Below are 17,623 nucleotides of genomic sequence, written 5' to 3' on the forward strand. Positions count from 1 at the left end.
CGAACGAGATACTGGAGACGACGGATGCCGGTAGCACTTAAACGCAAAAAGAAAGACGGTGCGCTCTATCAGCGGCCGCCTAAAATTGAAGCCTCGATCGAAGTGCTTGAGCCAATTGAGGCCAATGCTCGACTTTCGCGATTTGACGGCGTCGCAAAGAAGCACTCGGAGTACGTGCCAACAGAAGTGCTGGTTCACTTTCTGAGGGGCGCTTGGGCCAAGGGTGAACGCGGGGAGTTCGAGAAGATTTTTCGTATCCTTCTGAAGCGAGTTGACCAGTCACTGCGTTCGGCGATCTGGAACTCTCGTATCGGCAGTGCGACCGATATCCGCGACGAGATTGTTAGCCGCTTTGTTGTGTTGATCACGAAAGATTGCGCTTCACAAGCTGGCCTGCTGGACTTCTACGAAATCCACTTCGATCAAGCAATGGTTGCGCTGCGAACGTCCGTGTTGCGCAAGTTCAAGGCGATCGCCGGCGACATGATTACCGTCCCCCTGGGATCCCAGGAGCACGACGGTCGCGAGGTCTCGCCCGAAGTCGAAGTCGCCTTGGAGGCGTTCTTGGGTGGTGATCCACAAAAAATTGACGATCCCACTTTCCGGTTGGTGCTTTTCTCTGCGATTGACCGTCTACCAGAGGATCAAAAACGGGTTATAGGCCTCTTGTTGCAGGGAGTTCCAATTGATGCCAAAGATCAAGATGTCATGACAATCGCACGCATTCTGCAGTGCGACGAACGGACGGTTCGCAACCGTCGTGATCGCGCCTACAAAGCTCTCAAGGCCGTTCTTGAAAAGGAAGCTGAACTATGAGCGCCGAACATTCCAGACTCGATGAAGAAGAAGTTCTCCTTGCGTTCTCCGTTGAGCACAAGCATGACCAAGCAACGCTGGAGCGCTACCTGAGCCAGTACCCGGAACATGCGCACGCCCTCGTGGACTGCTCGATTGAACTGATGATGGATTTCTCCCTTGCCGGCGAAAATGCGCAGGTTTCGTCTGATGAGTCCGTGGAGAAGGCTTGGCAACAGTTTCAAGCAGCGATGGAGTCGATACAGGGCACTGCTGGTGCCAACCCTTTTGCGCAATTGACCCCTACAGCGTTCAAGACGGTGGCCAAGAGGCTGGATATCAGCAACCTGTTCTTAATCCGCGTGCGCGAACGAGCGATTGACGCCGCCACCATTCCATGGCGCTTTGTTCAGCGGCTCGCCACCGAACTTGGTGCGGCCGCTGATGCGGTGTCGGCCTATCTGCGCAGCCCGCCCGCAATGGTGTCCAACCAGAGCTTTAGATCGAACGTGAAACCCGAGGTGGCCGCTCAGATATCGTTCGAACAGGCAATCGACACCTCCCAACTAACGCCAGCCCAGAGGGAGGCTTTGCGGGCATTGCGAGACTAGCCATGCACGCGACTGAAGCTGCACGGCGAGAGGCGGAACGCATCCGCCAAGCCGCGGTCGCGGAAGGGGCGCGCCCTTGCAAGTTGTCCAGCAGCAGCTTCTGGATGCACTGCTCTTGCCGGCCGAGCCTCCCGTCCTCGCGGAGCCTACCGCAGCAGTTACCGTATTGACCCCCGACCCTACCCAAATTGCAGCGGCCAACCATCGCGGCACGGCATTCCAGTTGCAGGCAGGTCCCGGCACGGGTAAGACCGAACACTGGGGCAGCGCATCGAGAGCCTTCTGGCCCAAGGCGCGGACCCGATGTCCATTCTTGTTCTCCCCTTCTCCAACAAGGCAGCAAACGAGTTAAGCGAGCGGCTTGCCGCACGGAAAGCGCGAGCTATCGCGGCGATGGGGTGCAGGAGTTCATTAGGCGCGTCCGCGCGGGTGACTTTCCTGTGTAGGAAGAGGCGCGCACTTGCCCGAGGTGTCCCAGCTTCTTCATCTGTGGCGAGCTTCCGGCCAGCGCGATCACCATAAAAAAAGAATGAACGAGCTTTCCGGTACGGAAATCGGCTGCGATTGATCTAGTGAAGGCCAAGAAAACTGCAATCCCGCAGACGGCCGACAGAAGGTCAATCATATGCAAACGCAAAATCTTGGCGATGACCGCCGTATTCCGCTCGAAGAAGTTGGTGCCGCTATCCGCGAAGGCCGCAGTCTCCGCGCGGCACACCTCTACCGTATCGTGGTGGCCGATGAAAAGCTCAATCAGCGCAATCTGGACCTGAGCGATCCGGTTCCTACCGGCCGCCAGATCCTGCAGGCTGCCGAAGTGCGTCCAGTGGCGGACTACAGCATTTACGCGATCCTGCCATCCGGTGAATTCGAAGATCTGCGGCTCGATGAGACCTATGATCTGCGTGGACGCGGCGCAGAGCGCTTCATCATCTTCCAGACGGATCGCGCTTACAAGTTCACGATCGACGATCGCCAAATGGAATGGGGCAAGCCGTCCATCAGTGGCAAGATCCTGAAGGCGTTGGCTGGCGTCCCTACCGACACCTATGACGTCTATCTCGAAGTGCGTGGCGGCGGTCACGACGTGCTCATCCGTGATACCGACTTGATCGATCTTGGCAAACCGGGCATCGAGCGCTTCATCACGCTGATCCGCGACACGACGGAAGGTCTGGCGGCCCTGCCGGAAGCAGATCAGCGCTATCTCGACAGCCATGGGTTCGACGTGGAAGTTCTCGGTGACGGCACCCACACGGGTATCGTGCTGAAACAGCTGCAACTGCCACCGGGCAAGTTCAATTACCCCGCCGCTGACGTGCTGGTGATCCTGCCGCCGGGGTATCCCGACGTGGCGCCGGACATGTTTTTCTGCGATCCCTGGTTGACGTTGATGTCCGCTGGCCGTTTCCCCACTTGCGCGGATCAGGCGCACGCCTTTGTGGGCCGCAACTGGCAACGCTGGTCTCGCCACAACAACAGCTGGCGCCCGGGCGTCGATGGCCTGCACACGATGATCAAGCGCATCGAGCACGCCTTGACGGAGGCCAAGTGATGGCGGCCGCAGCGCTGGACATCATCTTGCTGGAATCTCATGAGGCGACGCTGCGCTCGCTGCTTCACAGGGAGAACGGCGCGGAGGCCGCGGCCTATGTGCTGTTCGGCAAGGCCGAAATTGCGGCCGATCCTTGGTCCAATCAGCCGCGCGTCCGCTTAATCTCTCATGACGTGGTGCCGATTACGTCTGACGAGATGGTCTCGTCCTCCTCAGTGCACGTAACATGGTCAACGCAGGGATTCATGCGGCTGCTGGGCCAAGCGCAGCACCGCAAACTTGTTCCAGGGCTGGTTCACACACATCCTGGCGCGAACGCGTTCTTCTCCGATCAGGACGATCGCAATGAAGCTGAGCTGGCACGGACCACCTTTAATAAGGGAACTCAGGGACTTGCCAGCATGGTCTTCGGTCAGCACGATGCCATCGTGGGACGCTTGTGGACCTCGGCCACAGCGGCCACGCAAGCTTCTTCCATCTCCATTGTCGGAAGCAAGATCAAGATCTGGCGCGCGGAAGCTGAACGCGAAGATACGGAGTTTCTGGCTCGGCAGGCTGCGCTATTCGGTAAGAGTTTCAATCCTATCGTGCGGGCGCTCCGCGTTGGAGTTATAGGTTGCGGTGGTACAGGCAGTGCAGTGGTTTCGCTACTGACCCGGCTGGGTGTCGGTCACCTCGCATTGATGGACAACGACACAATCGACACGACCAATCTCAACCGTGTCCACGGATCGCGAGCCACGGACGTGTCGGCGAAGGTGGCCAAGGTGGACATCCTCGCGCGCGAAATCGAGGCTTGCGGCTTGGGTAACCAGGTGGTTACTCGGCGTGCGTGGGCGGGTGATCCAGCGCTGCGTGACGTTTTGCGGTCCTGCGATGTGCTTTTCGGCTGTACCGACGACAACCAGGGTCGACTCACCCTGAATCGGCTTGCCCATTACTACGGCATTCCGCTGATCGACGTCGGGTTGCGCATGCGGTCGGCGAAAAGCGAGGTGGACTACGACATGACGGGCCGCGTCACGACGATCAGGCCGGGCAACCCTTGCCTGATGTGCCTTGGTGTCGTCAATGCCCAGCGTGCTGCGGCCGAAGGATTGCAGCGCAACGACCCCGTGGAGTTCGAACGTCGCAAGGCTGAAGCGTATGTGGAGGGCGGTGGCGACCCGGCCCCGGCAGTGGTCACGTTCACTACCAGCATTGCTTGTGCTGCAGTGGATGAGCTGATCCAGGGATTGACAGGTTTCCGCGGCCAGGGCGGCATGAGGCACAACCGCATTCGCCGATTCGACCGTGTGGAGGATCGTTCGATGACGTGCCGACCGGTTCCGACATGCCCTGTTTGTGGAACCGAGACCACCTGGGGCCGCGGCGACGTGAATCCTTTTCTTGGCGTGATTGAATGAGTAGGAAACGATCCTTCGCGTTGATACTGCGCCGCGTTGGTATCCTGGACTTCGACTTGCTCGTGACACGAGTTGATCGACACCCGGGCAGAACCGAAATTCCTGCCGGCGAGCTGTGGCTGGTGGTGGATGGCCGCGTGAAGAAATGGGCATGCCTAAGCTGTCCAGGTGGGTGCGGTGTGCCGATATCGCTATCGCTAAATCCAGAGCGTCGTCCGCGCTGGGAGATTGAACATGATTTTTGGACGCGCCCAACGGTTTCGCCTTCGATCCATCAGCGGGAATCGTGCCGATGTCATTTTTGGATCCGGAAGGGGTTGATCGAGTGGTGCAAGACTTGACGGCTGGCTCGTTCGATGACGCGCGTGGCCGATGTTTAGGTCGCTTGAGCCGCGGTATGGTAATTGGCTGCACCGCGAGCATCAACCATTCGGTTTCGGACGGCGTACGCAACGCATTGCCGAAGCGGCTTTCCACCGCAGCCATCATCACGTCACGCACAATATCGCCGCTTTGGCATGCCGTCGTGGGCGCCCAGCTCATTGCCTCGCGGTCGCAACAGTCCAGCGCAAACGTCACGCGCAGCGGTTCGCCGTTGTCGTAGCGAAATTCGAATCCGTCAGAGCACCGAGCACCATCGCTGATTGCTCCGCGCCACGGCGACCTTGTCATCTTGCAGACGAGAAGCGGTAGTCGATCGCATTCGTACTTGTTTAGGAAAACTGCATGTCGAGGCTAGATACAAATGTCCGGGTTGAAACTTTTTAGAAATGTCCGGGTTTAGGGTTGAGAAATCTCTATGTTTAAGGGCTTTTAAGCACCGAGCCAACCCGCATTCGCGCCGTCGCCAGAATCGCTTCATTCAACTCTTCGCGGGTCAGTTCGCGCTGCTTGCGGGTGCCCACTTTGCGCTCCTTCGACCGGGGCGCTCCACTATGTCATCGGAGGCCAGCCGGTCGGCACGGCGCCGCTCATGCTGCTCATCCACGGCTTTCCGCAGAACTGGTGGGAGTGGAACCGCGTGCTTCGTCCGCTCGGCGAGAACTTCACGCTGATCGTGCCGGACTTGCGGGGCGTAGTCTTTTCCGACAAGGTCCAGAGCATCGGCGAAGACCCGGTGCATGTCGTAGGCCACGATATCGGCGCGATGGTCGCTTACGCGTACGCGTGGCAGTTTCCTACCCGCTCGCTGACCGTCCCTCGACGCGTCCATTCCCGGCGTCGGCGATTGGGACGAGATTGCCTCCAGTTTGAATAAGACCGAATCTGGCTATACGAAGAAGCAAGTCGCAGCCGATCTGTTCCCTCTGGCAGCCGGAACTGCTCGTCACCGCGCTACGCGAGTTCTGCGATCATTGAACGAATAAAGGCGTCGCAGGCCGCGCCGTCCGCGCCGCCTCGACCACGGCGAGCGTCGCCGCAAGCGTCCGGGCGGCGTCGTGCCCATCGATCACGGGCCGTGCGTCACCTCTCACCACATCGAGGAAATGTCGCAACTGCGCTGCGTACACGTTCTCTTCGACCATGGGGAGGCGCGTTTCCTGAATCGGCTGATCGCGGCCTTTCTTTGCGCGGTACGACCACAGCGCCAGATCCGGCAGCGTGAGCGCGCCGTCCGTCCCCGCAAAAAAATGCGTAGGTACAGGGCGATAATCGAACAGCGCGCGATCTTCGCCGGCTGTCGTCTCCCAGCTCCACGGTGCCGACGTGGTATCGGACAGACTGATATTGGCCAGCGCGCCGTTGGCGAGTGTCAGCGTGCATGCCGCCGAATCTTCGACTTCGTGTCCACGCGTCCCGTTCGATGCCACCGCCTGCACAGCGACGATTTCGCCGCACAGGTGCCGAAGCAAGTCGATCTCGTGGATCAGGTTGATGAGCACCGGCCCGCCGCCCGGCTGCCGCCGCCAGGGCACCTCGAAGTAAGCATCGGGCTTGTACATCAGACACATGATGTTCGCCATCACCAGCTTGCCGATGCGGCCGCCTTCGATCGCTTCCTTCACCGCGCGCACCGACGGATTGTGCCGGCGATGATGTCCGACCAGCAACGCGACGCCTACGGCCGTGGCTGCGTCAGCGAGCTTGCGGGCGGAATCGATATCGTCGGCGATGGGCTTTTCCATCAGCAAGGGCAACTGGTGCCCGATGCACGCAAGCCCCACTTCGAGGTGCGTGTGATTGGGCGTGCAGACAATGGCCGCATCGACATCGCCGCGCGCGAGCGCCTCGCGATAATCACAGTAGTACGGCACGTTCAGCGTATCCGCGTACGCGGCGGCCTCGGGAGTCGGATCGGCAATCGCGGCCAGTCTGCACGCGTCGTTATGAGCGATCTCGTGTACATGACGCTTGCCGATCACGCCCGCGCCGATCACGGCAATATTGATTCTTCCGGTCATTCAACCCTCCTTTGTTCGTGCATGCCGCGCGAGAAACGGAACCAGTTCGCGCAGCACGTCTTCGTGTGATTCCTCCGGCAACAGATGACTGCCGGCGATGCCGCATCCGCTGACATCGTCGGCCCAGCGGCGCCAGATATCGACTGGCGTTGTGTTCTGCCCTTCGCGCTCGCGCCGGCTCCACAGCACGAGGACGGGGCACGTCAGCCGCGCGCCGCGTGCGCGGTCGAAGGCGTCGTATTCCGCGTCTTCTTCGACTGCCGCCCGATAGTCCTCGCACATGGTATGCCGCACGTCAGGATCGCGGAAGGCGCGGCGGTAAGCGTCCAGTGCGACAGGATCGATACGATCGAGCCCGCCCGCGGTCTTGGCGAGCGACCGCTCGATGAACGCATCGGGGTCCGCCGCAAGCATGCGCTCGGGCAGGTCGGCGGGTTGCGAGAGAAAGAACCAGTGCCACGCATTCATGGCGAAGCGATGGTCCACGGCATCGAGCGCGTCGATAATCGGCACAACCGTGAGCGACGCGTAGGCCGCCACGCACGCGGGATGATCGAGCGCCAGGCGATACCCGGCACGCGCGCCACGATCATGCCCGACGATGGCAAAGCGCTCGTGTCCCAGCTTGCGCATCAGTTCGACTAGCGCGTGCGCGACGCGGCGTTTGGTCCATCGCGGTGTCGCGGACAGCGTGCGGCTGTCGCCATAACCCGGCAAGTCCGGCACAATCACGCGATAGGAACGCGCGAGCACCGGTGCAATGTGCCGCCAGACGATATGCGTTTGTGGAAAGCCGTGTAGCAGCAGAAGCGGCGCACCGTCACCGCCCGTCACGCCTTTGAAGCGCACCTCGCCGGCTTCGATATCGAAGCGGGTGAAATCATCGAACATCGTGTGTCCTCGTCAGCCTTGCACCGACGCGCCGTTCCAGTCGAAGGCATCGTCCAGTCCGAAAAATGAAGCGGCTACCGGCATGGCGTGGTTCATCATGTTTCTGCCGTGATGAACCTTCAGGCCGTGCGCGCTCGCTGCGTGCAGAAGCGCCGTCGTGCGCGGGTCCATGATCACGTCCGCCACCACCGCATGCGGCGGCAGGCGATCGACGGAGAACGGCAGCGCATCGCCGGCATTCAGGCCGAGCGGCGAGGCATTGATCGCCAGATCCGTTTCGCGCATGTCAGGCCCGCCCGCCTTCGTCGCCACTTCGATACGCACCTTGCTGTCTTGCCGGATCGCCTCTGCCAACGCGTGGGCGCGCGTCGCGTCGAGATCGAACAGCGTGAGACGGGCGATGTCCTCCATCGCCAGCGACCAGCCGATGCTGCGTCCCACGCCGCCGCAGCCATGCAGATACACATGCGCGCCTTGCAGCCGGATGCCATCGGCCCGCACGCCAACGACGAAGCCCGCGCCGTCGACGTTATCGCCTTCCCAGCTTCCACCGGCGCGACGACGCAACAGGTTGATCGAGCCGATGCGTCGCGCCCGTGCGCTCAGCACGTCGGCATGTTTCATCGCCGCGAACTTGTGCGGCATCGTGAAGATGACGCCGTCTACATTTGCCATTCCTTTGACGCCGGCGAGTGCGGTATCGAAACGCTCGGCATCGACATCGGCGGGGAGCATCAGCGCGTTGGCGCTGTAGCGCTTCATCAGCGTACTCCAGACGACCGGCGCGCGCACATGCGCAATCGGCGAGCCGAAGATAAAGAACAGGCGCGTGAGTGCATCGGCCGGTGCATCGAGCCGCAGCCGCTCCATGTGGGTGTCGCCTGATACGGACATCGATATGTTCTCCCGATAAGTCGTGTTGGTCATGCGCGGCTGCGCTGTTCGTCGAGTTCCGCTTGCGCCGCCGAGCGATCGCGCTTGTCTGCATTGCGGAGGCATTCGTATTCTTCGCGGCCGAGCGGCACCGCATCGCGCCTGCCGAGTTCGCTCATCGGAAGGCGAAAGGTCTCGCGCGCGGAGTAAGCGGCAATCGAGGCGAGGACCGAAATGCCGAACGTGATTGCGCCGACCGTGAGCCAGATATGTGTCGAGCCGGGCGGCGCGACAGCGGTGAACAGCGCGGGGAGCAAGGCAGAGATTGCCGTGCCGACGTTCTGCGCAACCGCCATCGACGTCACGCGCATGCGAGTCGGAAACAGTTCCGGAAAAAAGCTCGGATAAACCGCGTTCTGTCCTTGATACACCACTCCCCACATCAGGATGGACAGCAGGATCGCCAGTACAACGTTGTGGATGCTGATCGCATACAGATAGCCGAAAGACAGCAGCCCCGACCCGAAGGTTCCGACGATGATCGGCCAGCGCCGCCCCACGCGATCCGAAAGCGCGCCGCAGAACGGAATCACGATCATCGCCGCGATATTGCCAAGCACGGGAATCCACAGGTACATATCCTTGCTGAAGCCGATGCCGTACGCCTTTTGCACCGCATACGCGCCGCCGAAGATCGTGGCGACGACGGGGACCACGTTCATGATCGCCATGCAGGTCACGCGCAGCATGTCGTCCCAGCAATACCGGATTGCGAGGCGAAGCGGCGAGCGCGGCACCTCGCCCCGCTCGTCTTCGCGTGCGAATGCCGGTGTTTCGCGCACCTCGCGGCGAATGAAATAGCCGGCGACGAGCACGACTGCGCTCATCAGGAACGGCACGCGCCAGCCCCAGGAAAAGAACGCATCTTCCCGCATATAGTGACTCAGCGGCAGAAACACCGCCGCCGCGAGGAGCTGGCCCGCGGTCACGCCCTGCATGCCGAAGCTGCCGTAATAACCACGCCGTCCGAACGGTGCGTGTTCGAGAATCATCGACGAAGCCCCGGAGATTTCGCCCGCCACAGCAAAGCCCTGCAGCAGCCGCAACGCCACGAGCATCGCGGGCGCCCAGAAGCCGGCCTGCTCGTACGTGGGCAGAAAGGCGACGGCCATCGTCGAGACGCCCATCAGGAACATGCAGGCCAGCAGTACTGATTTGCGGCCGTGCGTATCGCCCCAATGACCGAGCACGATGGCGCCAATCGGGCGCGCGACATAGCCGATGCCGTAGGTCGCTAGCGATGCGGCGATCGCCACTTTCGCATCGCCCTTCGGAAAGAATATCTGCGGAAAGATCAGCGCCGCTGCCTGCGCGTAGATGAAGAAGTCATAGTACTCGAGCGCGGAGCCGATCCATCCGCTCGCCGCCGCCATTTTCGACTGTCGCCGTCCGTGCCGTTCGTGCTCTGTCATGTTCGCCATGCGTGTCTCCGGTGAATCGCTCATCTGTTTCTGTACGGAGCGTAGTTCTATAATAGAAACTGTTGAGTAAGACCGTCAACGCGTTTCGAAGCACCATTTCCATATGGGAACAAAGTAGGGATTGTCCCGAGAAAGGGTGTTTTATGCTTGACTTAGCGCTCGCTCATCAATCACGATAGGAACTCATTTCCATATGCGAACAGTGAGGATCCCTCGATGAACGACGACATGCAGGAACGCATCGCCATCCGCGAAGCAATTGAAAACTGGGCGGTATGGCGCGATGCGGGCGACTGGGAACGCTTCGCCACGCTGTGGCATTCGGATGGCGTGATGATGGCGACCTGGTTCCAGGGCACCGGACCGGAGTTCATCCGCGTGACACAGGAAGGCTGGGGACGCGGCGTCAGCATCCTGCATTTTCTGGGCGGCACGGCAATCGATCTGGCGGGTTCGCGCGCCATCGCGCAGACGAAGATGACCATCTCGCAGCGCGGCGACGTGCACGGTCATCGTTGCGACGTCGTCTGTACCGGTCGCTTCTACGACTTCTACGAGAAAATCGACGGCCACTGGCTGCTCCGCCTGCGTCAGCCGATCTATGAAAAGGATCGGCTTGATCCCGTCGAAACCGGCGTCAAACTCGATCTCGACGCCGAAATCCTCGGCCGATTTCCCGAGGGCTATCGTCACCTCGCCTATATTCAGACGAAGATCGGCTATGCGGTCAAACGCGATATGCCGGGCCTGACCGGGCCTGTCGTCGAAGCGCTGTATGCGCGTGGACGTGCATGGCTCGAATCGGGGACCTTGTGATGGATCGCCATGCGCAGGCGTTCGTCTATGAACCTTTGCCGGCGCGCGTGCTGTTCGGCGCAGGCCGGCGCGCGGATGTAGCCGCCGAAGTCGCGCGGCTCGGCTGCTCCCGTCCGCTCATCGTGACGACGCCGGAGCAGCGCGCGTGGTCCGACGAGATTGCCGCTGCATTTGATCCCGCGTCGACGGGCCGTTTTACCGATGCCGCCATGCATACGCCCTGGCACGTCACCGTTCGCGCGCTGGACGCCGTCGAACGTGCCCGAGCCGACTGCGTGATCGCGATAGGCGGCGGTTCGGCCATCGGTCTGTCAAAAGCCATCGTGCTGCAAACCGATCTACCGCAGATCGTCCTGCCGACAACGTACGCGGGTTCGGAAGTGACGCCGATCATCGGCGAGACGCGCGATGGCGAAAAGCGCACACAACGCACGCGCAAGGTGCTGCCCCAAGTCGTAATCTACGATGTCGAACTCACCATGACGCTGCCGCCCGCGATGAGCGCGGCAAGCAGTTTCAACGCGATCGCGCATGCGGTCGAGGCGCTCTATGCGGCCGACGGCAACCCGATCACATCGCTGATGGCGGAGGAAGGCATTGCGTCGCTCGCGGGCGCGCTGCCCGAGGTGATGCGAGCGCCTTCGTCGATCGATGCGCGGCGCATCGCGCAATACGGCGCATGGCTATGCGGCACCTGTCTGGGCGCGGTGAGCATGGGTCTGCATCACAAGATCTGTCATGTGCTGGGTGGCAGCTTCGACTTGCCGCACGCACACACCCACGCGGTGATGATCTCCCATATTGCCGCCTATAACGCCGATGCCGCGCCGGTTGCCATGCAGCGTATCGCACGTGCGTTGAATGCGCCGGATGCATGGACCGGTCTGTACGAACTGGCGCGCGGACTGAACGTGCCGCTCTCGCTCGAAGCGCTCGGCATGCCGGAAGACGGTGTCGATCGTGCGATCGAACTGATCACGCAAAACGCCTATTTGAATCCGAGACAGCCCGACCCACGCGCGCTGCGCGTGATGCTGGCGCGAGCGTGGCGCGGTGAGCGGCCGGTGCGGATTGAATCAGTCAAGACGTAAATTATGCGAAATTTCAACGAAGACAACATCACGCAAGCCGTTCTGAGCAGACTGAGCGGGTGCAAGGACGATCGCACGCGCGCCATCAGCGAGGCGCTGGTGCGGCATCTGCACGCGTTCGTGAAGGAGATCGAGCCGAGCGAAGCGGAATGGGCGCGCGCCATCGACTTTCTCACCCGGACGGGGCAGATGTGTTCCGACACGCGTCAGGAATTCATTCTGCTGTCCGATACGCTGGGCGTGTCCATGCTGGTCGATGCGATCAATCATCGATTCGCGGGCCGCTCGACGGAGACGACCGTGCTTGGTCCGTTCTATGTCGAGGAGGCGCAGGACCTCCCGCTGGGCGCCGATATTTCGCACGATGCCGACGGACCGCCGCTGCTCGTGCGCGGCACGGTGCGCGATCAGCGCGGCGAACCTATTGCGGGTGCGCTGATCGAAACCTGGCACGCGGACGATGAAGGCCTTTACGATGTCCAGTGCAGCACCGGCCGCGCTGCGCTGGATATGCGCGCGCGTTTTCGCACCGATGACAACGGGCGCTTCTGGTTCCGCTCCATCGTTCCCGCCGCTTATCCGATTCCGAACGACGGGCCTGTGGGAAAGATGCTCGACGCACAAGGGCGTCATCCGTATCGGCCGGCGCACGTGCACTTCAAGCTGAGTGCGCCGGGGTTCGAGACCATCGTGACGCACGTCTTTCTCGATGGCGACCGGTATCTCGACTCGGACGTGGTGTTCGGCGTGAAGGACGCGCTGATCGAACGGCTCGGATCGGTCGACGACGAACCGGACACCGCCCTGCTCGCCTACGACTTCGTTTTGCCCGATCAGCATCGACAAGGATGATCCTATGCACAAGCTTTCCCTGCACCACCTCACGATGCTCGATGCGCATCCGCTGCAACTCGTCGATGCCGCGCATGCGGGCGGCTTCGACTACTATGGCTTACGCGTGGTCGCGCCGACGGCGGCTGACCGCATCGTCGATGTCGCGCACGATGCCGCGCTGGTTCGGGAACTCGAAGCGCGCATGCATGCAACCGGCGTGAAGCTGCTTGATATCGAAGCAATCTGGCTACAGCCCGATACGAAGATCGACGATCTGTTGCCGGCCCTAGAAGCGGGGCATCGGCTGGGCGCGTCGCATGCGCTGGCCGTGGGCTTCGACGACGATCGCGCCCGCCTGATGGACAACTTCTGCGCGCTCTGCGAAGCCGCCGCGCACTTCGGCATGACCGTGGGTCTCGAACTGATCACCTACTGCGCGATCGGCACCCTGCCGGATGCACTCGCGACTGTGCAAGACAGTGGCCAGCCGAACGCGCGGCTTCTGATTGATGCGTTGCAGCTATTCCGTTCGGGGGCGAAGGCGGAAGATGTCGGGCGGATCGATCCGGCGCTGATCGAATATATTCAGTTGTGCGACGCGCCGCTTGCATCGCCTGTTTCGGTAGCCCAACGACGCACCGAGGCACGCACCGCGCGCCTGCTTCCCGGCGACGGCGAACTGCCGCTGCACGCGCTGCTCGCGCAGCTTCGCGCGGATCTAACGCTTGCAGTCGAAGCGCCGACGCTGGCACTGCGCGGCCTTCCCTTCGATGAACAGGCGCACCGCGTCATGCAGGCGACGCGAAACTTTCTCGCAAACTAATCCCGCATTATTCCGCCAGATATTGACGTTGAATGCGCGCGGCCGCGGCCTTGAGGATCGCGACCGAGCGCTCACCCACTTCGCTGGAGAAGCGCACGGCGGGGATGGCGAGATTCAGCGAGCCGAGCGGAAAGCCCGTCGATGAAAGAATCGGCACGCCGACGCCGACAATGCCCGGCGTGTACTCTTCCATCGACTGTGCAAAGCCATGCGTGCGCACCATTTGAAGCTCGTTGAGCAGCGCCTTTTTGGTGGAGATGGTGTTGCGGGTGAATCGCTCGAACGATAGCGAGCGCAGGTATTCGTCGCGCATCACGTCGGGAAGAAAGGCAAGAATGACCTTGCCGCCCGATACCGCGTACAGCGGCGCGAGATCGCCCAGCCGCATATGCGATTGCAGCCGCTGCTGACTGACGACCGTGGCCACCACCTCGACCTCTTCGCCCTTCAGTTGATTGAGCGCGCACGACTCCGCCGTCTGTTGCGTGATATCGCTCAGCACCGGCTCCGCGCATGCAATCAGGCTGCGCAACTGATTGGATTGCTGCGCCAGTTTGAGAATGGCATCGCCCAGACGATAACCCTTGGTTTCCGGCACGAAGCGCAGATAACCGCGATCCGTAAGATTGCGCATGAGCTTGGTGAGGCTGCTCTTGGGAATGTCCAGGGATTGCGCAATTTCCGTATGCGACATCTCTCGCCCCCAGCGCGCCAGCAGTTCGAACAGATCGAGCACGCGATCCGCCGACTTCACCGTGCTATTCGACTCGGTTTCCTCATGCCGCATGGCTGCGCCTCCGTTCATATGAAGGAACAGTGTATCGCGTCGGTTAAGACTGTCAAGGAAGCATCAGAGCCGATCATTCACAAGGGGGAACTGATTATTGCGAGGACGTCGAACGCAGAGAAGCCGCACGGTCGCGATCGAATCGATCCGGTTCTTCGATGCACGACGCATGCCCCGATTCCGCATAGACCGTGCTGCAGATGCGCGGATTGATCTCACGCGCTCGCGTTATCGCGGCATGGGCATCAATGAGTGCATCATGCGCGCCATACAGCTGTAACACCGGTACGTGTGCGTTTCCGAGTCCTTCGATCACAGGGATGCTCATCGACTAGGCCGACGACTGCATCTGCCACGAAGCGATGGCAGCGTTCGCCCGCAAGCGCTCGAATGTGATCCGGTCCGGTTGCGTGAAAGCACAGTGCGAGGAAGGTTCGTTCACCATCGAGATGCGTTTCAGGTCGTGCGAGACCATGTCGCGATAGACATCCGGATGCGAGACGATCTGATCCGGCTTCAGTTCGATGACGCCATCCACATAGACCGCGCCCGCAATGCCATTGTCGCCGGACGCCGCGAGATATTTCGAGATGACCGCGCCGCCCAGCGACCAATCGACAAGCACGGGCCTAACCGCGTGCGCGGATTCGATCACTGCGGCGAGATCGTCGGCCCAGCGCGGTCCTTCGGCGTAGGCGGCTGAATCCGCCTCCGAGGAAGGACGGCATTCGCCTTCGAGGGTCGATGGATAATGCCGCAACATGTTGCCCCCGGGAGCTTCAATTTTGATGACGGTAGCCCCGACGTCGTCTAGCAGCGCAGCCGTACGGATCTGAAGGAAGCTGAATGCATCAAGACTTTGCCCGTGCTTCAAAGGATGGGCGTGATCCGAATACAGGTTGTGAATCGAATTCGCTCGATGGTCGCGTGCGATTTCGACTGGCTGCCCGATGGACCGCTGTGCATGGAGTTACTGCAGGACGGTTTGCCCGAGTTTCTCGACGGCGCCCTTCGCCGCGAGGACGAGTCGCTTGTGTTCGCGTATGCCATGCTCACGGAGACGGATGCGCAACAGCTCGCCGGCAAACTACATAAGCTTCGTGCGCGGCTACCCGAGAAGGTCGGCTCGATACGCGGGAGCACGCGCGCAAGCATGATGGCAACGCCGACCATCGCGACTGCCGCGAATGCGTAGACAGAGCGCCATCCAAAATGTGCGGCGATCGTGCCCGATACCGTGCGAGAGACGAGGATGCCGCAAAGCAGAGTGATAGTTGTATCCAGAATGGGGCGGAGTTCGCGAGAATGAGCAGACCCGAGGCACGGCGCTTACTATCTGACAATGACCAGTTAAGAGCGGCCCTGATATCGTCAATGTGGTGTTCGTATTGTCGCTTCCATTGCGTCGTGGGTAGCGAGGTCCAATCCTGTTGGGCTTGAGAAGTCAATTGCTCAACGAATCGAGCATGCCTTTCCGTCACGGCCGCCGTGCGGTTCGCAAGCTGCTCCAGGGCGTATGCCCGCAGCATGCTTAGATAGCGATAGCGAATTGGCTGGGTTCCGGCCTGCAACGTGATCAGCGACTTTTCAACGAGGCTGCAAAGCACATCAACCAGTCGGCCGGGCCTTTCCAGCTTGGTGGATACGATACGTTCTGCGGCAGCGACGGTGAAATCGGCAGGGAAGACGGCCAGCTCCTGGAACACCGCTTGTTCCACGGAGTCGAGTAATTGGTAACTCCACTGCATCGCGTCACCAAGCGTCCGATGGCGAGCCGAGGTCTGGCGTTTCTGAGCGGCTAGCAATCCGGACGAAAGGGCTAAATCCTCGGTGACCGCTGTGAGACCCAGCGATGGCACGCGAGCTGCAGCGATTTCCAATGCCAGTGGGACACCATCGAGCGCCCTGCATAACGCCGTCACCTGCTCTACGTTCGCCTCCGTAAGCTCGAAGTGATAGTCCGCGGAAGTTACACGGCGGACAAAAAGTTCAACCGCACTATAGCTTCTTGCGTTTGCTGCGTTGATGGTGCGCGGGGGTAACGTGAGAGGACGGAGCCGGTAACCATCTTCGACTACAAGTTCCGAGAAGGCCAGCTCAATTTCAGAGAGGAAGCTCCTCTCCGACGGCGCCATAGAGAGAAGATCAAATCCGACCTTCTCAGTGCGTTTAGACGAGTTGACGGCACTCGAGCTACTACACAAAGCAGTAATGCTCTGACTGGGTCGCGCGTCGGCTTCAATGCAGCCGCCCAGTTCGTCGCGTTCGCAGTGCGGAGGTCAGGCCCGTTTTGTTGCGAGCACCTTCGCGATAATCGAGGAAGGCGCTCCGACGAGTTGTCGCACACGAGCCTGCACGTCCGGCGCCGGAACGCCCGCTGCCGCCGCGGCCTTGACCGTCGCGTCGTAAGCGTCGAGCACATCGATAGGCGCTATCTCGTAACGGTAGCCGGCATCCATCCATCGCAAAGCGCACAGTCCGCAGGCCATTGCGAATGACGGCTGCTTCACTGCAAATTCGCGCGCCGCGCGCGTGAGCGTTTTGGGGTCTGTCGGGTGATTCTTCGCAAGCGAAAGCGCAATATCCAGCAGACCCGCGTCTTTCGCTGCGGCGAACCATTTGCCTAGCGAGCCAGGCTCCGATTCAATGAGGTCGGCAAGAATGCTTTGCGGCGCACGATCGGGATACTTTTTTGCGATTGCCCGAAAGGTCGCAAGGTAGGTCGCTGCCCGATTGGCAGCGAGCGCGTAAGCGGCAATAATTGGTCTGCCCATCGAGAAGCGATCTCGGGCGTGACACATAATGTGCCCCAGTGTTCGCCCAGACTCTCGATGTACGGCATCTGATCCTCTTGTAACGCTTCGAACAGTCGTTCTAACCAGCGGTCCCGCACCGCTTGCGGCACGTCGGCCGCGGCGATCACCGGCACCAGCACATCGATTGCGCGATTGACGGCGCTGCCCAGAGCGCCCGACGAACTGTCAACCTGCTCGAGTGCAGGCGACAATTTTTCGAGCAGCAGGACTGCGCCCTCTGCGCCCAGCCCTGGGTCGGACGCGTGCGGCGGAACGGATTTCAGATATCGCTTCTTTGATACGCTGGATCGGCAGCGCCGATCTCCACCCGAACGCCGAGCGTCTGAAGCGAGGCGCGAAAGTCCATTTATGTGCTGGCATGCGACTTCACCACAGGCCTAGTTGTCGGTGTGCCGGTGTGCGTCGACGGATACGCGCGGCAGGCGAAAGCTTGGCATAATCG

18 protein-coding genes and 2 pseudogenes are annotated in these 17,623 nt (G+C 61.0%); 12 read left to right on the plus strand and 8 right to left on the minus strand.

Annotation, left to right across the window (positions count from 1 at the left end; all coding sequences use genetic code 11):
• The first annotated feature begins 24 nt into the window (after positions 1 to 24).
• From AWB79_RS13295 to AWB79_RS40420, 6 genes are all read left to right on the plus strand, one after another.
• Positions 25 to 816: an RNA polymerase sigma factor gene (locus AWB79_RS13295; protein ID WP_061167894.1), complete on the plus strand. Its 792-nt coding sequence runs from the start codon at positions 25 to 27 to the stop codon at positions 814 to 816.
• Positions 813 to 1,406, plus strand: a complete 594-nt coding sequence (locus tag AWB79_RS13300) for a hypothetical protein (RefSeq protein ID WP_061167895.1) — start codon at positions 813 to 815, stop codon at positions 1,404 to 1,406. Before AWB79_RS13295 ends, AWB79_RS13300 begins: the two co-directional genes overlap by 4 nt.
• Before the next feature lie 303 nt (positions 1,407 to 1,709).
• A complete protein-coding gene (locus tag AWB79_RS40415) occupies positions 1,710 to 1,928 on the plus strand; it encodes a hypothetical protein (RefSeq protein ID WP_232470898.1) in 219 nt (72 codons plus the stop codon).
• A 103-nt stretch (positions 1,929 to 2,031) separates the two neighbouring features.
• Positions 2,032 to 2,961, plus strand: a complete 930-nt coding sequence (locus AWB79_RS13305; RefSeq protein WP_061167896.1) for a multiubiquitin domain-containing protein — start codon at positions 2,032 to 2,034, stop codon at positions 2,959 to 2,961.
• Entirely contained in the window at positions 2,961 to 4,367 is a 1,407-nt protein-coding gene (locus AWB79_RS13310) for a ThiF family adenylyltransferase (protein ID WP_061167897.1), read from the plus strand. The genes AWB79_RS13305 and AWB79_RS13310 overlap by 1 nt, the downstream gene beginning before the upstream one ends.
• Positions 4,364 to 4,708, plus strand: coding sequence for a ubiquitination-like system serine protease family protein (locus tag AWB79_RS40420; protein WP_074169370.1), 345 nt, complete (start codon positions 4,364 to 4,366; stop codon positions 4,706 to 4,708). The genes AWB79_RS13310 and AWB79_RS40420 overlap by 4 nt, the downstream gene beginning before the upstream one ends.
• A gap of 82 nt (positions 4,709 to 4,790) precedes the next feature.
• On the opposite strand, the pseudogene AWB79_RS38255 reads toward AWB79_RS40420, so the two are convergent.
• Positions 4,791 to 5,049 (minus strand): annotated as a pseudogene (locus AWB79_RS38255) (IS3 family transposase); the annotation flags it as partial.
• 291 nt (positions 5,050 to 5,340) lie between these two features.
• On the opposite strand from AWB79_RS38255, the gene AWB79_RS13320 reads away from it, so the two are divergent.
• Entirely contained in the window at positions 5,341 to 5,625 is a 285-nt protein-coding gene (locus tag AWB79_RS13320; RefSeq protein ID WP_061167899.1) for an alpha/beta fold hydrolase, read from the plus strand.
• 94 nt (positions 5,626 to 5,719) lie between these two features.
• On the opposite strand, the gene AWB79_RS13325 is transcribed toward AWB79_RS13320, so the two are convergent.
• From AWB79_RS13325 to AWB79_RS13340, 4 genes are read right to left on the minus strand one after another with little or no spacing between them, the layout of a single operon-like run.
• Positions 5,720 to 6,769 (minus strand): Gfo/Idh/MocA family protein, encoded by a 1,050-nt coding sequence (locus AWB79_RS13325; RefSeq protein ID WP_061167900.1) that lies wholly within the window; start codon positions 6,767 to 6,769, stop codon positions 5,720 to 5,722.
• A complete protein-coding gene (locus tag AWB79_RS13330) occupies positions 6,770 to 7,660 on the minus strand; it encodes an alpha/beta fold hydrolase (protein WP_061167901.1) in 891 nt (296 codons plus the stop codon).
• Between the two features lie 12 nt (positions 7,661 to 7,672).
• On the minus strand, positions 7,673 to 8,587 hold the full coding sequence (locus AWB79_RS13335; RefSeq protein ID WP_232470899.1) for a shikimate dehydrogenase family protein: 915 nt from the start codon (positions 8,585 to 8,587) through the stop codon (positions 7,673 to 7,675).
• Positions 8,584 to 10,014 carry an MFS transporter gene (locus AWB79_RS13340; protein WP_061167902.1) on the minus strand — a complete coding sequence of 477 codons (1,431 nt, stop codon included), beginning with the start codon at positions 10,012 to 10,014 and terminating at the stop codon, positions 8,584 to 8,586. The genes AWB79_RS13335 and AWB79_RS13340 overlap by 4 nt, the downstream gene beginning before the upstream one ends.
• A 216-nt stretch (positions 10,015 to 10,230) precedes the next feature.
• Here AWB79_RS13340 and AWB79_RS13345 point away from each other — a divergent pair, with 216 nt between their 5' ends.
• The 4 genes from AWB79_RS13345 to AWB79_RS13360 are packed head-to-tail and all read left to right on the plus strand — an operon-like array spanning position 10,231 to position 13,578.
• Positions 10,231 to 10,830 (plus strand): nuclear transport factor 2 family protein, encoded by a 600-nt coding sequence (locus tag AWB79_RS13345; RefSeq protein WP_061167903.1) that lies wholly within the window; start codon positions 10,231 to 10,233, stop codon positions 10,828 to 10,830.
• Positions 10,806 to 11,921, plus strand: a complete 1,116-nt coding sequence (locus tag AWB79_RS13350) for a maleylacetate reductase (RefSeq protein WP_232470900.1) — start codon at positions 10,806 to 10,808, stop codon at positions 11,919 to 11,921. Before AWB79_RS13345 ends, AWB79_RS13350 begins: the two co-directional genes overlap by 25 nt.
• A 3-nt stretch (positions 11,922 to 11,924) precedes the next feature.
• Positions 11,925 to 12,773 carry an intradiol ring-cleavage dioxygenase gene (locus AWB79_RS13355; RefSeq protein ID WP_061167905.1) on the plus strand — a complete coding sequence of 283 codons (849 nt, stop codon included), beginning with the start codon at positions 11,925 to 11,927 and terminating at the stop codon, positions 12,771 to 12,773.
• 4 nt (positions 12,774 to 12,777) lie between these two features.
• Positions 12,778 to 13,578 (plus strand): sugar phosphate isomerase/epimerase family protein, encoded by an 801-nt coding sequence (locus tag AWB79_RS13360; RefSeq protein WP_061167906.1) that lies wholly within the window; start codon positions 12,778 to 12,780, stop codon positions 13,576 to 13,578.
• A 7-nt stretch (positions 13,579 to 13,585) separates the two neighbouring features.
• Here the strand turns inward: AWB79_RS13360 and AWB79_RS13365 are convergent, their stop codons facing one another.
• Positions 13,586 to 14,365: an IclR family transcriptional regulator gene (locus AWB79_RS13365; RefSeq protein ID WP_061167907.1), complete on the minus strand. Its 780-nt coding sequence runs from the start codon at positions 14,363 to 14,365 to the stop codon at positions 13,586 to 13,588.
• A 331-nt stretch (positions 14,366 to 14,696) separates the two neighbouring features.
• Complete coding sequence (locus AWB79_RS41045; protein WP_061167909.1) at positions 14,697 to 15,128, minus strand: alpha/beta fold hydrolase; 432 nt, start codon at positions 15,126 to 15,128, stop codon at positions 14,697 to 14,699.
• Between the two features lie 138 nt (positions 15,129 to 15,266).
• Between AWB79_RS41045 and AWB79_RS39475 the strand changes: the two genes are divergently transcribed.
• Entirely contained in the window at positions 15,267 to 15,560 is a 294-nt protein-coding gene (locus AWB79_RS39475) for a hypothetical protein (RefSeq protein WP_157695763.1), read from the plus strand.
• Positions 15,561 to 16,644: 1,084 nt separating this feature from the next.
• Here AWB79_RS39475 and AWB79_RS13385 read toward each other — a convergent pair.
• Positions 16,645 to 17,541: pseudogene (locus tag AWB79_RS13385) on the minus strand (hypothetical protein).
• Positions 17,542 to 17,623 lie beyond the last annotated feature (82 nt).

Origin of the sequence: Caballeronia hypogeia (assembly GCF_001544875.2) — a bacterium.
Lineage (GTDB): Bacteria > Pseudomonadota > Gammaproteobacteria > Burkholderiales > Burkholderiaceae > Caballeronia > Caballeronia hypogeia.